Origin of the sequence: Paenibacillus sp. FSL H8-0332, from assembly GCF_037963835.1 — a bacterium.
GTDB lineage: Bacteria > Bacillota > Bacilli > Paenibacillales > Paenibacillaceae > Paenibacillus_AQ > Paenibacillus_AQ rhizoplanae.
Genome location: NZ_CP150145.1, coordinates 6,153,252 through 6,173,783, shown reverse-complemented (window position 1 = coordinate 6,173,783; position 20,532 = coordinate 6,153,252). Strand labels below are relative to the sequence as shown.

The 20,532-nt window shown below is 52.1% G+C and carries 16 protein-coding genes; 12 read left to right on the top strand and 4 right to left on the bottom strand.

What is annotated here, in order from left to right:
- Nucleotides 1-113: 113 nt before the first annotated feature.
- A complete protein-coding gene (locus NST43_RS26760) occupies nucleotides 114-308 on the bottom strand; it encodes a hypothetical protein (RefSeq protein WP_036694925.1) in 195 nt (64 codons plus the stop codon).
- Nucleotides 309-338: 30 nt separating this feature from the next.
- Between NST43_RS26760 and NST43_RS26755 the strand changes: the two genes are divergently transcribed.
- Nucleotides 339-527, top strand: a complete 189-nt coding sequence (locus tag NST43_RS26755) for a hypothetical protein (protein WP_339220365.1) — start codon at nucleotides 339-341, stop codon at nucleotides 525-527.
- A 7-nt stretch (nucleotides 528-534) separates the two neighbouring features.
- Here NST43_RS26755 and NST43_RS26750 read toward each other — a convergent pair whose 3' ends face one another.
- The gene (locus tag NST43_RS26750; RefSeq protein WP_339220364.1) at nucleotides 535-1,695 is read right to left on the bottom strand and encodes an ROK family transcriptional regulator; all 1,161 of its coding nucleotides are present in this window, start codon (nucleotides 1,693-1,695) and stop codon (nucleotides 535-537) included.
- Nucleotides 1,696-2,125: 430 nt separating this feature from the next.
- On the opposite strand from NST43_RS26750, the gene xylA reads away from it, so the two are divergent.
- From xylA to NST43_RS26695, 11 genes are all read left to right on the top strand, one after another.
- Nucleotides 2,126-3,445, top strand: a complete 1,320-nt coding sequence (gene xylA / locus NST43_RS26745) for a xylose isomerase (RefSeq protein ID WP_209991828.1) — start codon at nucleotides 2,126-2,128, stop codon at nucleotides 3,443-3,445.
- 558 nt (nucleotides 3,446-4,003) lie between these two features.
- Nucleotides 4,004-5,500: a xylulokinase gene (xylB, locus tag NST43_RS26740; protein WP_339220361.1), complete on the top strand. Its 1,497-nt coding sequence runs from the start codon at nucleotides 4,004-4,006 to the stop codon at nucleotides 5,498-5,500.
- A 118-nt stretch (nucleotides 5,501-5,618) separates the two neighbouring features.
- On the top strand, nucleotides 5,619-7,163 hold the full coding sequence (locus NST43_RS26735) for a response regulator transcription factor (protein ID WP_339220359.1): 1,545 nt from the start codon (nucleotides 5,619-5,621) through the stop codon (nucleotides 7,161-7,163).
- A 209-nt stretch (nucleotides 7,164-7,372) separates the two neighbouring features.
- Nucleotides 7,373-9,139, top strand: coding sequence for a histidine kinase (locus NST43_RS26730; RefSeq protein ID WP_339220357.1), 1,767 nt, complete (start codon nucleotides 7,373-7,375; stop codon nucleotides 9,137-9,139).
- A gap of 127 nt (nucleotides 9,140-9,266) precedes the next feature.
- A complete protein-coding gene (locus tag NST43_RS26725; protein ID WP_339220356.1) occupies nucleotides 9,267-10,253 on the top strand; it encodes an ABC transporter permease subunit in 987 nt (328 codons plus the stop codon).
- 14 nt (nucleotides 10,254-10,267) lie between these two features.
- Complete coding sequence (locus NST43_RS26720; RefSeq protein ID WP_209991833.1) at nucleotides 10,268-11,167, top strand: carbohydrate ABC transporter permease; 900 nt, start codon at nucleotides 10,268-10,270, stop codon at nucleotides 11,165-11,167.
- A 191-nt stretch (nucleotides 11,168-11,358) separates the two neighbouring features.
- A complete protein-coding gene (locus NST43_RS26715) occupies nucleotides 11,359-13,101 on the top strand; it encodes an ABC transporter substrate-binding protein (RefSeq protein WP_209991834.1) in 1,743 nt (580 codons plus the stop codon).
- A 108-nt stretch (nucleotides 13,102-13,209) separates the two neighbouring features.
- A complete protein-coding gene (locus tag NST43_RS26710) occupies nucleotides 13,210-15,591 on the top strand; it encodes a glycoside hydrolase family 95 protein (protein WP_339220355.1) in 2,382 nt (793 codons plus the stop codon).
- A 148-nt stretch (nucleotides 15,592-15,739) separates the two neighbouring features.
- A complete protein-coding gene (locus NST43_RS26705) occupies nucleotides 15,740-17,797 on the top strand; it encodes a hypothetical protein (RefSeq protein WP_339220353.1) in 2,058 nt (685 codons plus the stop codon).
- A 12-nt stretch (nucleotides 17,798-17,809) separates the two neighbouring features.
- Nucleotides 17,810-18,196, top strand: coding sequence for an immunity 22 family protein (locus NST43_RS26700; RefSeq protein ID WP_339220352.1), 387 nt, complete (start codon nucleotides 17,810-17,812; stop codon nucleotides 18,194-18,196).
- 358 nt (nucleotides 18,197-18,554) lie between these two features.
- The gene (locus NST43_RS26695) at nucleotides 18,555-19,694 is read left to right on the top strand and encodes a transglutaminase domain-containing protein (RefSeq protein WP_209991837.1); all 1,140 of its coding nucleotides are present in this window, start codon (nucleotides 18,555-18,557) and stop codon (nucleotides 19,692-19,694) included.
- Between the two features lie 40 nt (nucleotides 19,695-19,734).
- On the opposite strand, the gene NST43_RS26690 is transcribed toward NST43_RS26695, so the two are convergent.
- Together NST43_RS26690 and NST43_RS26685 are read right to left on the bottom strand one after the other, a co-directional pair.
- Nucleotides 19,735-20,058: a DUF3889 domain-containing protein gene (locus tag NST43_RS26690; RefSeq protein WP_339220351.1), complete on the bottom strand. Its 324-nt coding sequence runs from the start codon at nucleotides 20,056-20,058 to the stop codon at nucleotides 19,735-19,737.
- Nucleotides 20,059-20,137: 79 nt separating this feature from the next.
- Nucleotides 20,138-20,503: a MerR family transcriptional regulator gene (locus NST43_RS26685; RefSeq protein WP_209991838.1), complete on the bottom strand. Its 366-nt coding sequence runs from the start codon at nucleotides 20,501-20,503 to the stop codon at nucleotides 20,138-20,140.
- Nucleotides 20,504-20,532 lie beyond the last annotated feature (29 nt).

The following is a 20,532-nucleotide window of genomic DNA, read 5'->3' as shown; positions in this document are numbered from 1 at the left end:
CGGCGGCGGAAAAACAACATTTAAATCTGCCCATTGGCCTGCTGTAGCGAATATGAACAATCTTAAATGCTGCTTCTCCACTTGCTTACGTCATTACTGTCTGCTTGCAGGCCTCAGGTAAGAGACATGAACATCTGGAAGACAGCATAGACGGCAATGCCGCTGGCGATAAGGAGGAATCCCGATTTCTTCCGCGACTGGAATAGACGCAAGACACCGAGGCTGACGAGCGGAGCAATGATGAGCAGCAGCAGCAGCACCGCGATGAACATCTTCGCCGAAATATCAGACGTATCAACATAAGTCATGGATTCTCTCTCCATTTCAGAAAAAAGGGTATGGTGACAAATGTCACACAAGTATCCTTATTATATAGGATAGCTACTCCTTTTAGAGCAGGAAATGCAGATAAAAATGCGGCGATTTTAAGAAATATAAGAATTTATGCGCTAGCCAAAAGTGATCCTGCTATTTCACGGAAAAAAAGCCGCGTCATAAAAAGCATGCCGCAGCTGTTCCGCTTGTAAATATGCTCTATAGGGTCACGCGGATATTGCCCAGAAAATGCATGACCGCTGAAAAACCCGCTCCAATCATGGTTCCCCGGCTGCCCAGCCTGGAGAATGTGATTTCGAGCTGCTGCTTGTGGTAGGGGAGGGTACGCTCAGCCACGACCCGGCGCAGCGGCTCGCCGAGCCACGGTTCCGCCTCTGATAGAGCGCCGCCGATAACGATCAGCTCGGGGTTGAAGCTGTTGATCAGATTGGTAACTCCGATCCCCAGATACTCGCCAATGGAGTTGAAATGGCTTAGTGTGTCGGGCTGCCCCTCAAGCGCATATTTGACCAGTCCGGTTGTTGTGCGGGCCGGGAGGGTGAGGCCGGGGTTATCATAGGTTTTCTCGGAGGCGTACAGCTCCCAGCAGCCCCGGCTGCCGCAGCTGCAAGGCTTGCCTTCCGCTTCAATCGTCATATGTCCGGTCTCACCCGCATAGCCGCGCGCACCCTTGTACAATTCTCCGCCGATAATAATCCCCGACCCGATCCCCGAGCCGGCGCTGATATACAGCAGGTGGCGCACATCACGGGCCGCCCCGAAGTTCAGCTCACCCTGAGCCCCTGCATTGGCCTCATTATCAATGGTGACCGGCACCGCGAAGGCGCTTTCCAGAATCGAACGCAGGTCTACCATCTCCCAGCCCAGGTTAGGCGCGAACAGGACAACGCCTTGCTCATCGACCATTCCCGGGACGCCGACACCAATGCCGACGAGTCCGTAATGAGAAGGCGCGGCCGTAGCGATCAGCTCCGAGATCATCTGCTGCATCTGCCCGAGCACATAAGGGAAATCGTGGTTCTCCAGCACACTGTCACGTTCATGAAGAATGCCGCCCCCCAGGTTGCAGAGTACAGCCTTAAGCTGTTTCACGCGCAGCTCGATTCCGATCACACTACCAGCCATTTCGTTAAAATGCAGCATCAGCGGCTTGCGCCCGCCGCTGGATTCTCCGGGTCCGGCCTCAGTAACCAGCTGCTGTCCGCAGAGCTCGGCCACCAGATTGGAGACGGTAGCTTTATTCAGTCCTGTCACCTCGGACACCTTGGCCCGGGAGATGGGGGAATGCATACGGATGGTATGTAAAATAATCGATTTGTTTATTTTTTTGACCAGCGCCTGATCACCGGTAACTTTCAAGAAGCACACTTCCTTTTACAATATAAGAATTTATATGTCTCACACAATAATGTTCGTCCGGTCTGCTGATCAGCGGCATGTAACAATGAGGAAAGCCGTTGTTTCAGGTTAGAACGGGGCCCTTGCGCGTGCGGGAACGGGAAGAGGCAGCTGTGAAGCCGCTCTCCGCTGCGCGGGTATGCCCCCTAGTCTAGAATGAAGAGCGCAAAAATGCAACTACATCCATTGAACTGGAGCGATAGTAAAATTACATAATTTTATATAAATAGAATTTATGAAGGTGAAGATAAGCGCCGGGAAAGATGCGGAATAGCGCGAAAAATAAAAATAAAAAAACTTTGTTTAACCAATATACAAAGTCCGGAGGATGTGTTAAGATGATCCTGTAAACGCTTGCGGGCGAAGCAAAATATCGAGGAGGATTTTACAAATGGCTTATTTTGAAACAGTGAGCAAGATCTCTTACGAGGGAAGCCGTTCCACCAACCCTTATGCATTCAAATTCTACAATTCCAAAGAAATCGTAGCCGGCAAAACAATGGAAGAACACCTGAAATTTGCAATGGCTTACTGGCATACATTAACAGCTGGCGGTTCCGATCCGTTCGGCGCCGAAACTGCAGTCCGCGCTTGGGACAAACTGAGCACACTGGATAAGGCTAAGGCCCGTGCAGAAGCAGCATTCGAATTCATGGATAAGATGGACCTGCAGTACTACTGCTTCCATGATGTGGACATCGCTCCTGAAGGCGCGTCCCTGCGTGAATTCTACAGCAACATCGATACTATTGTAGACATCCTTGAACAAGGCATGAAGGCTTCCGGCAAAAAATTGCTGTGGAACACTGCCAACATGTTCACTAACCCGCGCTACATGCACGGTGCAGGCTCCACCTGCAACGCTGACGTATTCGCACACGCTGCTGCACAAGTGAAGAAAGGTCTGGAAGTGGGTAAACGTCTGGGCGCTGACAACTATGTATTCTGGGGCGGCCGTGAGGGTTATGAGACACTGCTGAACACCAATATGCAGCTGGAGCAAGACAACATTGCCCGCCTGTTCACCATGGCTGTGGATTATGCGAAGGAAATCGGCTTCGACGGCCAGTTCCTGATCGAGCCTAAGCCGAAAGAGCCTACCAAGCACCAATATGACTTCGATGCAGCAACTTGCATTGCCTTCCTGCAGAAATACAACCTGGATAAGCACTTCAAGCTGAACCTTGAAGCGAACCATGCTACACTGGCTGGCCACACGTTCGAGCACGAGCTGCATGTAGCCCGTATCAACGGCATGCTGGGATCGCTGGATGCGAACCAGGGCGATCCATTGCTCGGCTGGGATACAGATGAATTCCCTGCAAGCATCTACGATTCTACCCTGACTCTGTATGAAGTACTGAAGAACGATGGACTGGGCAAAGGCGGAATCAACTTTGACTCCAAAGTACGCCGTCCTTCCTTCGAGCCTGAGGATCTGTTCCTGGCACACATCTCCGGTATGGACGTATATGCTAAGGGCCTGAAGGTAGCTGCTAAGCTGCTGGAAGACGGCGTATTCGAGAACTTCATTGCGGATCGTTACAGCAGCTTCAACGAAGGCGTTGGCGCTGACATCGTATCCGGCAAAGCGACACTGGCTTCGCTGGCTGACTACGCGCTGAACAACGAGAGCCCGCGTCCGAACAAATCAGGACGCCAGGAAATGCTGAGAGCTACACTTAACCAGTACATCCTGACTGCTGAGTAAGACGCTGCCGGATTTGCGGGATTGCCCGCAGATTCATTAGAGAATACACGCAACGGGGGTTGCTGAAGAGAGCATTCTTCGGCAGCCCCTTTTTTAATGCAGAATGGTAGGGTTTCCTGCGGAGTAGTGCATCAAGAACCGCAGAAGTGTATGTATTCCATAAATGTGGTAAGTCTTGCGGAGCAGGACTGTGTGAGTGTATTTTGTGCAATAGAATGCTCTAATTTCGCTGGGAAATAGCATTCTACTGTATTTAGCACAACAGATATTTAAGGGTACCCTACAAAACAGCCTTTTTAACAAATTCTAGTGTACAAAGTGCAATAGCTTACGATTTTCGGCCAATTTAAGTGGAATCTATTGCAGGAAATACAATCGCGGCCGCATCTTCAGTGGATTGAACCGTTGGAACGGCTGATGCTTACGAAGCGAGTTTTGCTTGAAGTGAATACAGGATGCGGAATCCCGCAAAACTTAAGATTATGCTTACGAAGCGAGTTATATTGCGAAGTCGTTTCAAGAGAAGTAATGCTTCATATAACTTTTAGGAGGATAACTATGAAATATGTAATTGGTGTCGATCTTGGAACCAGTGCGGTAAAGACTGTACTGGTAGATCCTCAGGGCAAGGTGGCTTTTGAGCATTCTGAAGCATATCCGCTCAGCAGACCCCAGCCGAACTGGAGTGAGCAGAATCCGGAGGATTGGGTGAAGGGAACCATCGCCAGTCTGAAGCGTCTGATGGAAGTATCGGGTGCAGAGCCTACGCAGATCGACGGCATCAGCTTCTCCGGCCAGATGCACGGGCTTGTGCTCGTTGACGGTGAAGGCAAGGCGCTGCGTCCCGCTATTCTATGGAATGATACGCGTACGACTGCGGAATGCCGCAAGATTGAGAAGAAGCTTGGCAGCAAGCTGATTGATATCGCTAGAAACCGTGCGCTCGAAGGCTTCACGCTTCCGAAGATTCTGTGGGTCCAGGAGCATGAGCCGGAGGTGCTCGCGAAGGCTGAATTGTTCCTGCTTCCGAAGGATTATGTGCGCTACCACCTGACAGGTGACTACGCCATGGACTACTCCGACGCAGCCGGAACTCTGCTGCTCGACGTAGGCGCGAAGCAGTGGAGTGCGGAGATTGCCGGAGCGTTCGATCTGCCGGTCTCCCTCTGCCCGAGACTCGTGGAATCCTTCGAGCAGACCGGAACCCTGCTGCCGGCGGTTGCCGAAGCCTCCGGCCTGCTTCCTACCACCAAGGTGTTCGCCGGCGGGGCAGACAATGCTTGCGGCGCACTGGGTGCCGGCATTCTGGGTGAAGGCCGGACGATGTGCAGCATCGGGACTTCCGGTGTGGTATTGTCCTACGAGAGCAATAAGGATCTTAACCTCGAAGGCAAGGTGCATTTCTTCAACCACAGTGAGAAGGATGCCTTCTACATTATGGGCGTGACCTTGGCGGCAGGACACAGCCTGACCTGGTTCAAGGAGACTTTTGCAGCTTCGATGAGCTTCGACGAATTGCTGCAGGGAGTGAACGAAATCCCGGCTGGCAGCAGCGGTCTCTTGTTCACCCCTTACATCAGCGGGGAACGTACACCGCACCCGGATGCCAGCATCCGCGGCAGCTTCATCGGGATGGATTCCGGACACACCCTGTCCCACTTTACCCGCGCTGTGCTGGAAGGCATCACCTTCTCGCTGCGTGAATCGATTGAGATTGTGCGTGAATCCGGCAAAGAGATTACCGAGGTCGTGGCGATCGGCGGCGGGGCCAAGAATGAAGCCTGGCTGCAGATGCAAGCTGATATCTTCGGTGCTACGATCATCAAGCTGGAGAGCGAGCAGGGTCCGGCTATGGGCGCAGCTATGCTGGCAGCCTACGGCGCAGGCTGGTTCGAATCCCTGGGTGAATGTGCGGAAGCCTTCATCCGTCCCGCTGAAACCTACACTCCTAATGCAGAGCAGGCTGCAATCTATGACGGTATCTTCGCTGTGTACCAGGATGTATACAGCCAGACCCGTGAACTGAATGAGAAGCTGGCTCAGTATCGTAAATAAAATATTAGCATGGAATATCTGCCATCCTGTATAGGGTGGCAGCTTGTTTTCTTTATACGCGTTATGGTATAAGCTTTGCTGTAGAATCTGTTATGAGCTCTGTGAAGGGAGGCCCCAATTGATCAAAGTACTGATTGTGGATGATGAGCCCAAGCTGAGGGAAGGGATGCGCACCTTGATTCCCTGGGAGGAAGAAGGGTATACCGTGGTGGCGACAGCGGCTAACGGTTATGAAGCGCTGGACAAATTCCGTGAGCTGAAACCTGGACTTGTGATGGCGGATATCCGCATGCCGGGAATGACCGGGCTGGAATTGATCGCTGAGCTGCGCAAGGAGAATCCGGGCTGCCATGTGCTGATTCTGAGCGGCTATGCCGATTTTGAATATGCGAAGCAGGCCATCTCCTATCATATTGACGGATATTTGCTTAAGCCGGTGGATGAGGAGGAGCTGATCAGCTACCTGCAGGAGCTGCGAGAGAAGATCAGCTTGGAAGAGCGGATCAACGAATGGCAGGCTCTGGAGCCGGCAAGAACCACCGAGGTGCTGGTGCGGGAGCTGCTGCAGTCGAAGGAAGCCGGAGAGGCGGCGGCCGAGTTGGGCCTTAAGGACAGCAGCTGCGAAGTGGTGCTGCTGGAATTGAAAGGGCTTAACAAGGGTGAGGATGCCCGCGAAGACGCGGTGAAGCGGCTGATGGAGCGGCATTGGCAGGAGGAGGAGCGCGGCTTCTTCTTCACCCTTCCTCCGTACATGGGAATTCTGCTGAAGGAGCCGCTCCGGGATGAACGCGCCCGGGCGGCGCTCTGGCAGGAGCTGCACCACCTGATCTCGAAGGAGGGGCTGGAGTTCGTGGCCGCAGCGGGCGGAGCAGCTGACCGGCCGGAGGAGGCCGGACAGTCCTTCGCGGCTGCACGCGCCCGGCTGGAGGATGCCTTTTTCGGGCAGAAGAACACACTGCTCTGCGAAATGCCGGACCTCTGGGAGGAGCCTGCACAAGCTGCGGTTGAACCGGAGGAGGAGCCGGACCCCGAGCGCGACATCGAGGTGCAGCTGCTGCTGGCAGTGGAGGCTGGAAGCAGCGAGGTGGCCAGGGACCTTACGCTGCAGATTATCCGCCAACTCGTGGATACCCAGCGGGATGAGACCTATATCAAGGATCAGCTGCTGCGGATTGTCAGCAGCACCATTGCCCGGCTGGAGGCGGCGAGTCCTGAGCTGCGCCCGCTGATTGCCGGACAAGCCTCGCCGATGGGCGAGGTCTACAGCAGCAGATACCTGCATGATGCAGAGCGGCTGGTGTCGGGCTATATGGAGCAGCTCTCCAGGCTGACGGGCAGCGGAAGCGGACGCGGCGATGAGATTAAGCGGATTACGGATCTGATCCAGCGGCGGTATAAGGAGAATTTGAAGCTGGGCACACTTGCGGAGATTTTTAACTACAATAGTGCCTATTTGGGCAAAATGTTCAAAAACCAGGTGGGCGAGCACTTCAACACGTATCTGGATAAGGTGCGGATCGAGAAGGCCAAGCAGCTGCTGACCCAGGGCATGAAGGTCTATGAGGTGGCCGAGCAGGTCGGGTACATGAACTCCGATTACTTCAATGCCAAATTCCGCAAATATGTCGGCGTCTCCCCAAGCGCGTACCGCAAGGAGAAGTAGATTTATATAAGAAGCGCTAAAGCACTTTACGAAAAGCAAAAAGAATCGAAGGAGAAATTTGGAACTGCAGGTCGCAGCAAGCTTGCAGAAAATCAGGTATGAGGCTTATGATATACAGGCTGTTCCCCTTCTTGCAGAAGACCGGGAGCAGCCTGTTTGTATAGAGAGGGGAGATTGATATCAAGAAGCTGGTGCGGATGGTCAATAATATGAAGCTGAAATACAAGCTGATCTTCTTTTATATCATAGTGGTGATGATTCCCGTGCTGATTGCAGGGGTTATTCTGACGAATTATTTTCGGGAGGGAGCCTTGAACAGAGCGATTGATCAGGCCACCAACAACGTGGAAAAGATCAAAAGCCAGTTGTACAGCAAGCTGCGGGTCCCTACAGATATTTCGAATCTGCTCTATTTCGATGAGGATCTGGAGCGGCTGGTCAATACCCATTATCCGAGTATCCTGGAGCTGACCAAGGCCTACCTGAATTATACCGACCTCAAGGAGTATGTGCTGCGGTACCGGGAGATCTCCAATATCCGCTTTTTCATCGATAATCCCACACTGGTGGACGATATGTCCATCGCACCGGTAACGCCGGAGATCCGTACGAGAAACTGGTATACACAGGCTATGCAGAACAATCAGATCTACTGGATGTATATCCACGACAAGGACCCTTATATCAACAGCCCCAAAGGAACCATCAACAAGCTGAGCCTGGTCCGCCAGGTGCCCTACCCTGAATACAGCAAGTCAGGAGTTCTGATGGTGCAGGTGAATCAGAATGAGCTGAACCAGATGCTGCACCAGGAGCCGTTCGAGACCATTATTATCGATGAACAGGGTTATATTGTATCCGCCAAAAATCCGCAGCTCGTAGGAAGTACGGTGGATGCTTTTGATATAGGGATCGATGTGGGGGCGCAGTCCAAGGGCGTGTTCACGACCCAGGTGAAGGACAAGGATTCCTACGTCATCATCGATGAGATGATCCCAGAGCTGAGTGTCAGCAGGCTGAAGATTATCTCGGTATTTGAGACTAAAAGCATTCTGAGCGATGCCAATAAGGTGAGTCAGCTGGGCTTGTTTATCGTAATCGGGGTGCTGCTGGTTGCGCTCGTACTGGTCTACACCATCTCGCTGCTGACGAGCAACCGGCTGCTGCGGCTGAGCCGCCAGCTCAATCAAGTGGCCCTCGGAAACCTGAACGTTGTCTCCCATATTGACGGAACAGACGAGATCGGCCAGCTGTCGCGCCAGTTCAACTACATGGTAGCCAGCATCAACCAGCTGATTAAGCAGGTGATAGAGAGCAATGAGAAGAACAGTACGCTGGAGATCGCGCAGCGGGAGATTAAGCTGAAGATGATGGCCAGCCAGATTCATCCGCATTTTTTGTTCAACGCGCTGGAGTCGATTCGTATGAACGCCCATCTGCGGGGAGAGAAGGAGATTGCCAATATTGTCCGGCTGCTGGGCAAGCTGATGCGCAAGAATCTGGAAGTAGGCCGGGAGAGAGCGCCGATCAAGGAAGAGATTGAGATGATCCGCTCCTATCTGGAGATTCAGAAGTTCCGGTATGAGGACAGGCTGGAATATAAGATTACCTTCGATCCCGCCGCTGCTGAGGTGATGATTCCGCCGCTGATTATCCAGCCGCTGGTGGAGAATTCTGTCGTTCACGGTCTGGAGAACAAGGAAGGCACGGTGCATGTCAGCATCGCCATTACCCTCACGGAGAATCAGGAGATTGAGGTGATTGTAATGGATGACGGGATCGGCATGAAGGAAGGACGGCTGTCCGAGATTATGGAGGTCATCACCAAGGCGGAGGAAGAGGAGCAGGGCCGGATCGGGCTGCGCAATGTGCAGCAGAGACTGACCCTGTATTACGGAGCTGAGCATGGGCTGAGCATATCCAGCCGGGAGGGAGAGGGGACGCGGATTACATTTTCAATTCCTAAGGAACAGTGATTTGAAGGCTTAAGGGGATACAGGCGGGGAGAATGTCTAATTTCTATAGGTTTTTACGTGAAATCTGTTGGGTATTCTCGCCCCCGGCGCTGGGATAAGATAAAGCTATCAAAGCGAAGGGGGAATAATGATCGTGAAAGCGCTCACTGAAAGCGGTGTTACAGCAAATGAAAGCGTAACCCCCCGCCCACCTGCGAAACGGAATAGTGGATTTTGGAAAAGCGTACTCCAGCAAAAGTACTTATACCTGATGTCCCTTCCATTCGTAATCTGGGTATTTATATTCAGCTATGTGCCCATATGGGGATGGCTAATGGCCTTCCAGAATTATAAGCCGGTCAGGTCGTTTAGCGAGCAGAAATGGGTCGGACTGGACAACTTCAAGGAGCTGTTCCAAGATGAACGCTTCTACCTCGTATTAAGAAATACACTGGCGATGAGCATGCTGGGACTGATCTTCGGCTTCGTGGTTCCTATCCTGTTCGCCGTAATGCTCAACGAGCTGCGCGGGAACATCTTCAAGAGATCGGTTCAGACGATATCTTACCTGCCTCACTTTGTATCCTGGGTCGTTGTAGGCGGGATTGTCTACAAGACGCTTGCCATCGATGGAGGGATCGTGAACGATCTGCTGCTCTGGACGAATCTTATTGATGAGCCGATTCAGTTCATGGCCAAAGGGAAATACTTCTGGGGAGTCTTAACGGCTGCTGATATCTGGAAGGAAACGGGCTGGAATGCGATCATCTATCTGGCAGCGATTACAGGCATTGATAAAGAGCTGTATGAAGCCGCCAAAGTGGACGGTGCAGGACGGGTCAAGCAGATGTTCAATATTACGCTGCCGGGTATCCGCACAACGGTGATGGTGCTGCTGATTATGAATATCGGCCATCTGGTCGGCATCGGCTTCGAGAAGCAATTCCAGCTGCAGAACAACATGGTTACCGATTATTCGGAAGTGCTGGATTTGTATGCGCTTAAATACGGGATACAGATTGGACGCTTCTCCTATGGTACTGCGATAAGCATGTTCACCTCGGTAGTCAGTGTCATCCTGCTGTTCACCGCCAACGGTCTGATGAAGAAATTTGCCAAAGAAAGCATTATGTAAGGAGGGGATCATCCATGGGTGGCAAAGCATTCCAAATGTCAAAAGGTGAACGTGTCTTCGATATTTTTCTCTACATCGCTCTAATCCTGATTATGATTGTGACGTTATATCCCTTTCTGAACGTGCTGGCGATTTCCTTCAATGAATCTACAGATACGGTCCGGGGCGGCATCTATATCTTCCCGCGGGTCTGGACGCTGGAGAATTACGAGCGGATCTTCAGCTATACGGGACTGATTCAAGGCTTCAAAATATCGATTCTGCGTACCCTTTCCGGTACCCTCCTGGGTCTGATCAGTGCTTCCATGCTGGCCTTTACCCTCAGCCGTCCGGAATTCAGAGCCAGAAGATTCGTCTCGGTATTCCTGGCCCTGACCATGTATTTCTCCGGCGGTATGGTGCCGATGTACATTCTCATGAAGGATCTGAATCTGATCGGAACGTTCTGGATCTACATCCTGCCGGGTATGGTTTCCGCGTTCAACGTGTTCATTATCCGCTCTTTCATGGACGGGCTGCCGTTTGCCCTGCAGGAATCCGCTAAGCTGGATGGGGCGAATGACTTTATGATTTTCTACAAAATCATTCTTCCGCTCTGTAAGCCGGTACTGGCGACTATCGCCTTGTTCCTGGCCGTGGGGCAATGGAATGAGTGGTTCACCACCTATCTCTACAACGGCAACAAGCCGCATCTGACTACGCTGCAGTTCGAGCTGATGAAGGTCCTGTCTTCGACCAATCAGGGCAGCGGCATGGCAAATGCGAATGATATGGCCAGACAGATGGCGCAGATTTCACCGGAGTCGATCAAGATGGCGATTACGATTGTCGTAACCGTGCCGATTCTCGTGGTATATCCGTTCCTGCAAAAGTATTTTGTCGGCGGTATGACGTTGGGTGCAGTTAAGGCATAGGCCTTAACCCAGGAGTGACAGGGAGAAGCTGCCGGGTTCAGTGCAGAGCCGGGCAGCTAACCCGCTTAGGGTTGAGTGTTAATTAATGGAAATTTATATTTATGGTAGTTTTGCAAGCGTTCACAATGGTATATTCAGGTCTCACCTGATATGCATAAAGGCAACATATTAAGATACAAGGGGGATACACAATGAACCGCAAGAGTACCAAGACTATCTTCACACTCCTGCTGATGAGCTCGATGCTGATCGCCGGTTGTGGAGGCAACGGCAATAATGCAGCCAACAATACGACGCCTAACAACTCAGGAACTACACCTGATGCTACTGCCGCAGCAGATGATACGGCTCTAGATACCTCACCCGCTACGTTCACCTTCTTCGGTGCGGATGCCAGCCCGAACTGGAACAAGATGCAGGATGATGTCGGTAAAGCCATTACGGAAAAAACAGGGGTCACCCTTGAAGCTGAATTCGATGTAGGCAGCGGCGGCGGTGACCAAAAAATCGCCATGATGGCGGCCAGCGGCGATGTTCCTGATATTATTTTCGCTAAAGGCAGTCTGAGTACCCTGGTGGATGCGGGCCTGATCATGGATATGACGGACCTGATTGACAAATATGGCCCCAACCTCAAGAAAGTCTACGGCGAGAACATGAATCGTCTGAAGTACAGTCTGGATGACCAGAGTATTTATCAGATTCCTACGAATATGGGTGTCGGCCAGAAGTCCTTCGATGCCACAGGCGGATTTGAAATTCAGCATCGTGTGCTCAAAGAGCTTGGCTATCCGAAGGTGCGGACTGTAGCTGATTTTGAAAAGGTGCTGAAGGATTATGTCGCTCTGCATCCGGAAACCGATGGACAGCCTACCATTCCGCTGACGCTGAACGCCGATGACTGGAAGATTATGATCACCGTGACGAACCCGGCCTTCACTACAACCGGCGCACCGGATGATGGTGAATATTATGTGGACCCTGAGACCTTCGAAGCGAAGCTTCACTACAAACGCGCCGAAGAAAAGGAATATTTCCGCTGGCTGAACGGCATGTACAATCAAGGACTGCTTGACAAGGATACCTTCGTACAAAAGGATGACCAATACAAAGCGAAAGTGGCCAGCGGCCGTGTACTCGGTCTGATCTCCCAGGAATGGGAATACTCTGACGGTGAGAATGCCCTGAAGGCTGCCGGTAAAGACGAGTATACTTATGGACACTTCCCTGTAACCCTGACCGAAGAGTATAAGGATCATTCCTTCATGCAGACAGGAATCGACGGCTACGGGATTGCAATCACTACAGCTGCCAAAGATCCTGAGCGGATCATCAAATGGCTGGACTGGATGTCCTCCGATGAAGGCCAGATCCTGAGAACCTGGGGGATTAAAGACAAGCACTATACTGTGGATGCCAATGGCAAACGTGAGGTTCTGCCTGAGATCCGTGACGGCTTAGCCAATGATACAGCGAACACTCAAAAAACAACCGGGATCGGCCAGTACCTGATCTTCGGTGCACGGTATGGCGACGGAGTGAAGGATTCTACGGACAACTACTACACTACAAGCTTCCCTGAGCAGATTGTTGCTTCGTACTCAGAAGCTGAGAAGGAATCCCTTGCCGGATATAAGGCGACTACCTGGAAGGACCTGTTCCCGAAAGAGGATGAATTCCCTGTAAAAGAAACTGGTGCCCTGTACAACCTGCCGGTTCCGACAGACGGTAAATATCAGGTCATCTTCAAAAAGACCCAGGATATCGTACGTAAACGTATCCCGGAAGCGATTCTGTCCAAACCGGCTGATTTCGATAAAGTCTATGACGCCTTCCTGGCTGAGCTGGACAAAGCCGGCGCTCAGGATATGGAAAAAGAATTCACTGAGCTGGTGAAGAAGAGAGTATCCCTGTGGACAGGCAAAAATCTGTAAATCCTAATGGGATGTAGCATGATCAAGTGTACAGCAGAAAGCAGAAGGCCCGACTTAGGTCAGGGCCTTTTGCTGTATTCAGAACTTAGTACGAAGGGTGAGGAGAACATGGAAACTGAACAAAGGAAATCCGCGTGGAAGCTCAGATACAGCCAGCCCGCAGCCGTCTGGGAAGAGGCGCTGCCGCTGGGGAACGGGCACATGGGGGCTATGGTATTCGGCGGTACCGCCAGAGAGCTGATCTCGCTGAATGAGGATACCCTATGGTCCGGGTTCCCCCGGGATACGGGCAATTATGAAGCGCTCAGGTATCTGAAGAGAACCCGGGAGCTAATAGCTGCAGGCCAGTATGGTGAGGCCGAGGATATGGTGAATGCCCATATGCTGGGGGTCAACGCCCAGGCCTACATGCCGCTTGGGGACCTGATTCTTACGCAGCCGGGCGCAGAGAATTGTACGGCCTATGAAAGAGTGCTGGATCTGGATAGCGGAGTTGCCAGAGTGACCTATCAGACCGGGCAGGGTGCCTTCACCCGTGAAGTATTCATCAGCACACCAGATCAGGTGGGTGTCGTGCATCTGACAAGCGGTCAGCCCGGGGGAATTCAGCTAGAGCTGGCACTGGACAGCCAATTACAGCATAGCGTTAGTCCCGGGGAAGGGAACCGGCTGGTAATGCAGGGGCGCTGTCCCTCGCATATTGCCGACAATTACCACCAGGATCATCCGCTCGCAGTACTCTATGAAGCGGGGCTTGGAGTAGCATTCGAACTGCACCTGCATGTACAGGTAACCGGGGGAAGTATCCGGCATTCCGCAGGCAAGCTGGTCATCAGTGGGGCGGAGCGTGTTCTGCTGCTGTTGGCTGCCGGAACGGACTATGAGGAGGTGCGGTTCAGAGCAAGTCATAGAGCCGCTGCGCCAGCTCAGTATTCCGCAGCTATGCTAAGTCCGGCGGAGCTGTGCGCCAGCAGATTAAGCGCTGCGGCCGGTAAGACTTATGAGGAGCTGTACGCACGCCACGTTGCAGATCATCAGGCGATCTTCCGCCGGATGGATCTGGATCTCGGCGGTCACGAGGCGGATGAGCGGCCTACCGATGAACGTCTGGCCGCCTATCAGGATGGGGCAGAAGACCTGGCGCTGGAGGCCCTATTGTTCCAATATGGCCGCTATCTGCTGATGGGCAGTTCACGGGCCGGAACCCAGGCAGCGAATCTGCAGGGGATATGGAATCCCCATGTTCAGCCGCCATGGAACAGCAATTACACGACCAATATCAATACACAGATGAACTATTGGCTGGCGGAGGTCTGCAATCTCAGCGAATGTCATGAGCCGCTCCTTGAGCTGATTAAGGAGCTTAGTGAGACCGGGGCCAGAACGGCTGCTATTCATTACGGGGCGCGCGGCTGGGTAGCCCATCATAATGTGGATCTGTGGCGGGCCTCCACACCGTCCGGCGGAGATGCCAGCTGGGCCTTCTGGCCAATGGGCGGGGTGTGGCTATGCCGTCACCTGTGGGAGCATTACGAATTCAACCCGGATATGAAGGTTCTGGATGAGACTGCTTATCCGCTAATGAAGGGAGCTGTCCTCTTCTGCCTGGATTGGCTGGTGGAAGGACCGGAGGGCTGGCTGGTTACCAGCCCGTCTACTTCGCCGGAGAACCGGTTCGTTACGGAGGACGGCAGAGCTTGCAGTATATCTATGGGTTCGGCTATGGATATGAGCCTGATCGCTGAGTTGATGCAGCACTGCCTGGAGGCTGCGCGTATTCTCGGCGTAGACGCTGAGTTTCAGGAGGAGCTGGAGCAGACACTCGCCCGACTGTCTCCGCTGAAGATCAGCAAGAGCGGGCGGGTGCAGGAATGGCTCTATGACTTCGCCGAAGCGGAGCCGGGGCACCGCCATGTCTCCCACCTGTACAGCCTGTATCCGGGCAGCCGGATTAACAGGCGGGACACGCCGGAGCTGCTGGAAGCCAGCCGCTTAACGCTGGAGCAGCGGGTTGCTTCAGGCGGGGGACATACCGGCTGGAGTTGTGCTTGGCTGATCAACCTCTATGCCCGGCTCACAGACGGCGATGCGGCTTACGGTTATGTGCGCACGCTGCTAACCCGTTCCGTCTATCCCAACCTGTTCGATGCACATCCCCCGTTTCAGATTGACGGTAATTTCGGCGCGGCCGCCGGGATTGCAGAGATGCTGCTGCAGAGTCATCTCGGGGAGCTTACGCTGCTTCCGGCGCTGCCGGGAGCCTGGAAGAACGGCCGCATCAGCGGCCTGAAGGGGCGCGGAGGGTATGAGGTAGATATCGAATGGCAGGCTGGAGTCCTGGTATCCGCGCGGATTACAGCCCGGTTCGATGGAACACTGCGCCTCGGTTATGCGCAAGAGCTGATGCTACAGCATGCAGACGGCCGCCGCCAGGCGCTGAACGGTACGCTTGAGGTTACGGCTGGCGGGGTGTATTGGGTGGGGGGGTGAGGAGGAGGGGGAATGCAGAAGGGATGTAAAACTATAAATATAATGGAAAATAAATCCGATAGTATAGGAGTTATCCTTTTTAACTGAGGGAGATTTATATATTAAATTAGAAGCCAGTGAGTTTTAGTATCAGGCGGGAAGGATGGTTATGGCGTCAACGAAGCTAGTTTTTAATGAGGATGAAGTCAGGCGCCTGCAAACGAAAATCGGCCAGGTGAGTCAGGACACCAACCGGCTATATCTTCAGTTGAGGGGGCAGTCTAGCGGTTGGGGTGTCATTCCCATGGGCGACCATATGGTCAGGGCCCAAGTCCTGATCAATGAATTAACCGTAGAAGCGGAGAAATTAGAGGATATCATCCGGGTCGCCCTGAGAGGCGTCTCGGAATTACAGGAAGAGAATAAACGGCAGGCGGACAAGCTGACGGGGCAATTTAATCTTTTGCTCGCAGCCTTCGGAAGCTTGGGACTGCAACCAGCCGCCGGACGGCTCTCCATCCCCGAATTTGTGCAGCGAAGTGCGACGAACCTCATCACTTCGATTGCCGCTCTATCAGGAAAAGATGAGCTCAGCAGGGACCCGGTGGTGCAGCAGCTCAGGAATGTCATTCAGACCTCCGGCCTGCTGACCGTAGAGAGTATAGCTGCACAAAGTAAACTGACGGATATCTTTGCGGCGCGGAATCAGATCGCCAAGGCACAGATGGCCTTCAAGGTGTATCAGGCGTTCGGAAATCAGGCACAGATGGAGGCTGTTCATGCACAGGCGGCAGAGGCCCGGCAGAAGCTGGCCTCTCTAGGCGTAGCCAAGATCTACTATGAAGCCGGTAAGGATCTAAGCGCCAATTACAGACAACCAGCGGTTACAGCCTGTGAGTATGATCCTTCAATCACGGCGGATAAGGTTCCGTTACTACATAACGAAGAATATTTGCTGCTGCTGCGGCTGGCGATGGAGAAGACCGCCGCTGGAGCGTATGCGCGGGGTCAGCTTGCGGCGAAGCGGCAGGAAATTCAGATTGCAGCGGCTCTTAAGCAGGTTCAAGAGCAAATTGAAGCGCAGCGGCGGTTGAACGGGCCGCCGCTTACCCTGCCGGATGGCACGCCAATTACCGCAGACAACAAGGAAAATGAGACCACGTTGGACTTTTATCAGGCGAAAGTCTATGTGCCGAATGAATATCTCACCCCGATGTACACCAGTTATCTGGGGTGGCTGGAGGAGACTTACGGGCTTACGAAGTGGGAGAGCAAGGTCCGTCAGTCGGAAGGTGTGGTGCTGGCGTTTACCGAAGGATTGGTGAAAGAGGTCGTCATGGGCGTAGCGGACACGGCAACCTTTGCCTTCAAACTAGTAGTGGACCCGGTCAAAACCACCACAGAAATGAAGAATCAGGCGAAATATCTAATTGACCATCCGGAAGTGCTAGTGGAAGCGGCGAAGATGGCGTATCATCAATTTGACGAAGGCACACCCGAAGAGAAAGCTGCGATGCTGGGTTCGGTCGCCTCTATCCTTGTTCCCGGACTACAGGTCACGAAGGCCGGAAAAGTGGGTAAAGTCCTGGGCGAGGTAGAAGACGCCGTCAGCCAAGTGGCGAAGGATGCCCTGCAAGGGATCAAGCAGAAGCTTCCGAATCTGGGTCCGGTAGTGCAGACGCCGGAAGGGTTTGTGTTCAAGGTAGGGGAGATCCCCGATACTCCAGCCTTGCCGAAGACGCCGGTGCAGCAGAAGTATATGGATGCGGTGGATGGTGGGGGTGGTAAGGTTGAGGGGCCGGGTAAAGTTCTTGATTCTGTTCCGTCAGTTAGAAACGGTGAGTTTAATAAATGGTTCAATTCTTTGACTCCTGATGAATTTGACAAAGTATGGGCAGATCCTAAACTAAGGGATATCATCAAAGACCGGCTCAGACATCCAGGCGGATTACATGAGTGGCATTTGGTATCAAGAGCAGATGTCTTTAAAAGATGGGGAATCACGAGTGAGCAGATTGCTGAAATGCGAACACTTATTAGCAACACCAAGTTTGTAAATCCAAAAGGTAAACATGGTGGGAAAGGCTCAACAACAGCACATAATGAGTTGTTAGACATTATTGATTCGTCTACTGATTATGGTATGTTTAAAAGAAGATTACAAAACTGGGCGAATTATAGATTTGATGGTGGGGCAGATGCTCTGCCAAACGGATTAAAACCTTAGAGGGGGATTAGCATGGAAAAGGAAGGTTTCGTATCTTTGTGGGTAGGGAATGTCCAATCTTCTGAGGAGTTGGATAGATTACTTGTTGTTTCTTATTCAGATGAGGGTGATTTTATTCCATCCATATTTGCAAAACACATTAACATTCGTAGATATGATGATGCTGTAAGAGAAGCAGAGTATTATGAAGAAGTAAGTGATGACTTGAATCAATTACTCGAGGGATTCTCTTATGATGATGAAATTGTTCCAAGATTTACTGCCCTAGTGCAAGAAGGTTTGCCGAACGATATTAATGCAATAGTTTTATTGTATAATTTTGAATATACTGGGGCAATTGTCGAAGTAACCATTCAATCTAATTACTTCAGATTCTTAGGTGCTGTAGAATATCGATAGTGGGGCTACCCTGTGCCGAATAAACCCATCCTTCAACCAATAACACATATACCCCATGTAATACCTGTATAAAGATTCTTCATTTTCGGTTATACGTACATTAAAGGCTATATACTCATAACTTAAATCCCGCAATAACGATACAATGAACAGGTTGATTATGGTTAGATACTACCATGATTGACCTGTTTGTGCTATCCATGCCAAGTTGGACGGTTAGAGATGATATAATGAATAGGTCAGGCTGGCACAAATTTACGTTCTTGAGGTTGGGGTTGTAAACAGGGCATTATTGGCATTTACTATAGAGTATATGGCTATGGCCGATGATATAGATTGCAGGAGGCGCGCGGATCATATGGGGAAGAGACAGGGATCGCTGATAAAGACAGCGGTTGGACTTATGCTTGTGTTTGCAGCTATACCGCCTGCGACGTACTGGGGATACGAGCATGCATATGCTGCATCGGATTCAGCGGTGGTGCAGACCACACAAGGAATGACGCAGAAGCTGGCGGGAGCGATGAGTAACCGCAGAGAGACGATCACCTTCACTTATCAGGGCAAGACCGCCAAGCTGAAGAGTGAGATCCAGACGGCAATTAATCAGGCGATGGGGAGCGATCCGTACCTGTATTACATTATTGACAGCTATGCGTTCTCTTACCGTGGAAGCACGCGTGCTGTTCATGTGACGGTACAGGTGGAATACCGGGAGACGCTGCAGCAGACGGCGTATGTTAACAAGCAGGTGAAGGCTATTCTGCAGCAGATTATAACACCAGGGATGAACAATCATCAGAAGATAAAAGCGATCCACGACTGGGTCGTGCTGAATCTGGAATATGATCACTCGCACCGCAAATACACCGCGTATGAGGGACTTCAGACCGGTAGTGCGGTCTGCCAGGGCTATACGCTGCTAACCTATAAGCTCCTGCTGGGCGCGGGGATTCCGAACAGGATTGTGGAAGGGACGGCCAGGGCGGCAGACGGCGTAACCCAGTCGCATGCCTGGAATCTGGTGCAGCTGAACGGGGCATGGTATCATCTCGACACCACCTGGGATGACCCGGACCCAAGTCCGGAGGGCGGAATCAGCACGCTCTATTATATGAGGACGGATGCCCAGCTGCGGCTTGACCACACTTGGACCAAGTCCTATCCGGCGGCCTCCACCAGTTATGCCCAGACCCTATCTAAGCTGGTCAATCAAGGGGGCCAGGGGGTGGAGGCATACAAGAGGCTGCAGAAGGACCTGAATTACTGGCTGTACGAGGAGAATCAGGTGGTTTCGTCGGCGGCACAGCTCAAGGAGCTTGCGAAGCAGGCGGCAGAGGCCGGACGGCAATCGCTGCTGTTCCGTTATCGCGGAAGCGACAAGCTGCTGAGGCAGGACCTGCAGGTGCTCTACGATCTGAGGCTGAACAACCTGGCCTTCAACAGTTCGCCGTTCGAGAATACAGGAGATCTTAAGGTATACGTCACTTGGAAATAAAAGCTTGTCAGCTACCCGGCAAGCCAGCCAGGGTGGAGCTTCAGGCTTTGGTCTCCAGGAACTGAATGGTCTGAAGCTTGTTTGTTGAAGGGTTGAAGCGGACCATCACAACTACGCCGAATTCCCGGCCTGCCTTGCTTCGGACCAGCAGCTTGAATTTCTCTTCTGCCAGCTTTGGCCTGATCTGGGTCCGGCCGATGTGCTTGTAATCGATGATCTCGGCGTTGTATTTCTGCTGCGCCTCCTTCACGGCGATGGTTCCCCACCGGGCATAGTCAGGTGCAGCGGAGCTCCGGCTAACCGGAGCGGCGGTGACGAGCAGGAGCATCAGCAAGGCTATCATCCAGTTTTTTTTCATTTTCATAGCGGCCTCCTTGGGGTGTGAATATTGGTTAGCGTGTCCCTACGAAGGCGCTTCTATGCCTGGACTGCTTCTTGAAGATTCAGGCTTTTCCGAACCCGTCCTCACAAGTGATGTTCATGTCAAGAATCCCGTACAGAGATTGCTTGGAAGTCTCCATTTTTTTCTGCGCGTCTTCAATCTCTGCTATTTTGTGATGTATAATGCGAGCTTGCTCATCCTTGGATATTCCATGCTTGGAAATCATAGACTTAATGTCCTGGATTGAAAATCCAACCGCTATACAATTCTTTACCACTTCGATGTATTGAACGATTTCCGGGACATAATTCCGGTAATTATTCTCTTCTCTGAGGATATACTCCTCCGTAATGATGCCCATTTTCTCATAATAACGCAGGGTTGAAATAGGAAGGCCTACCTTTGTTGCGACTTCACTAATCTTCATGCCATCACCTCATGGTTTGTGCTTGCTAT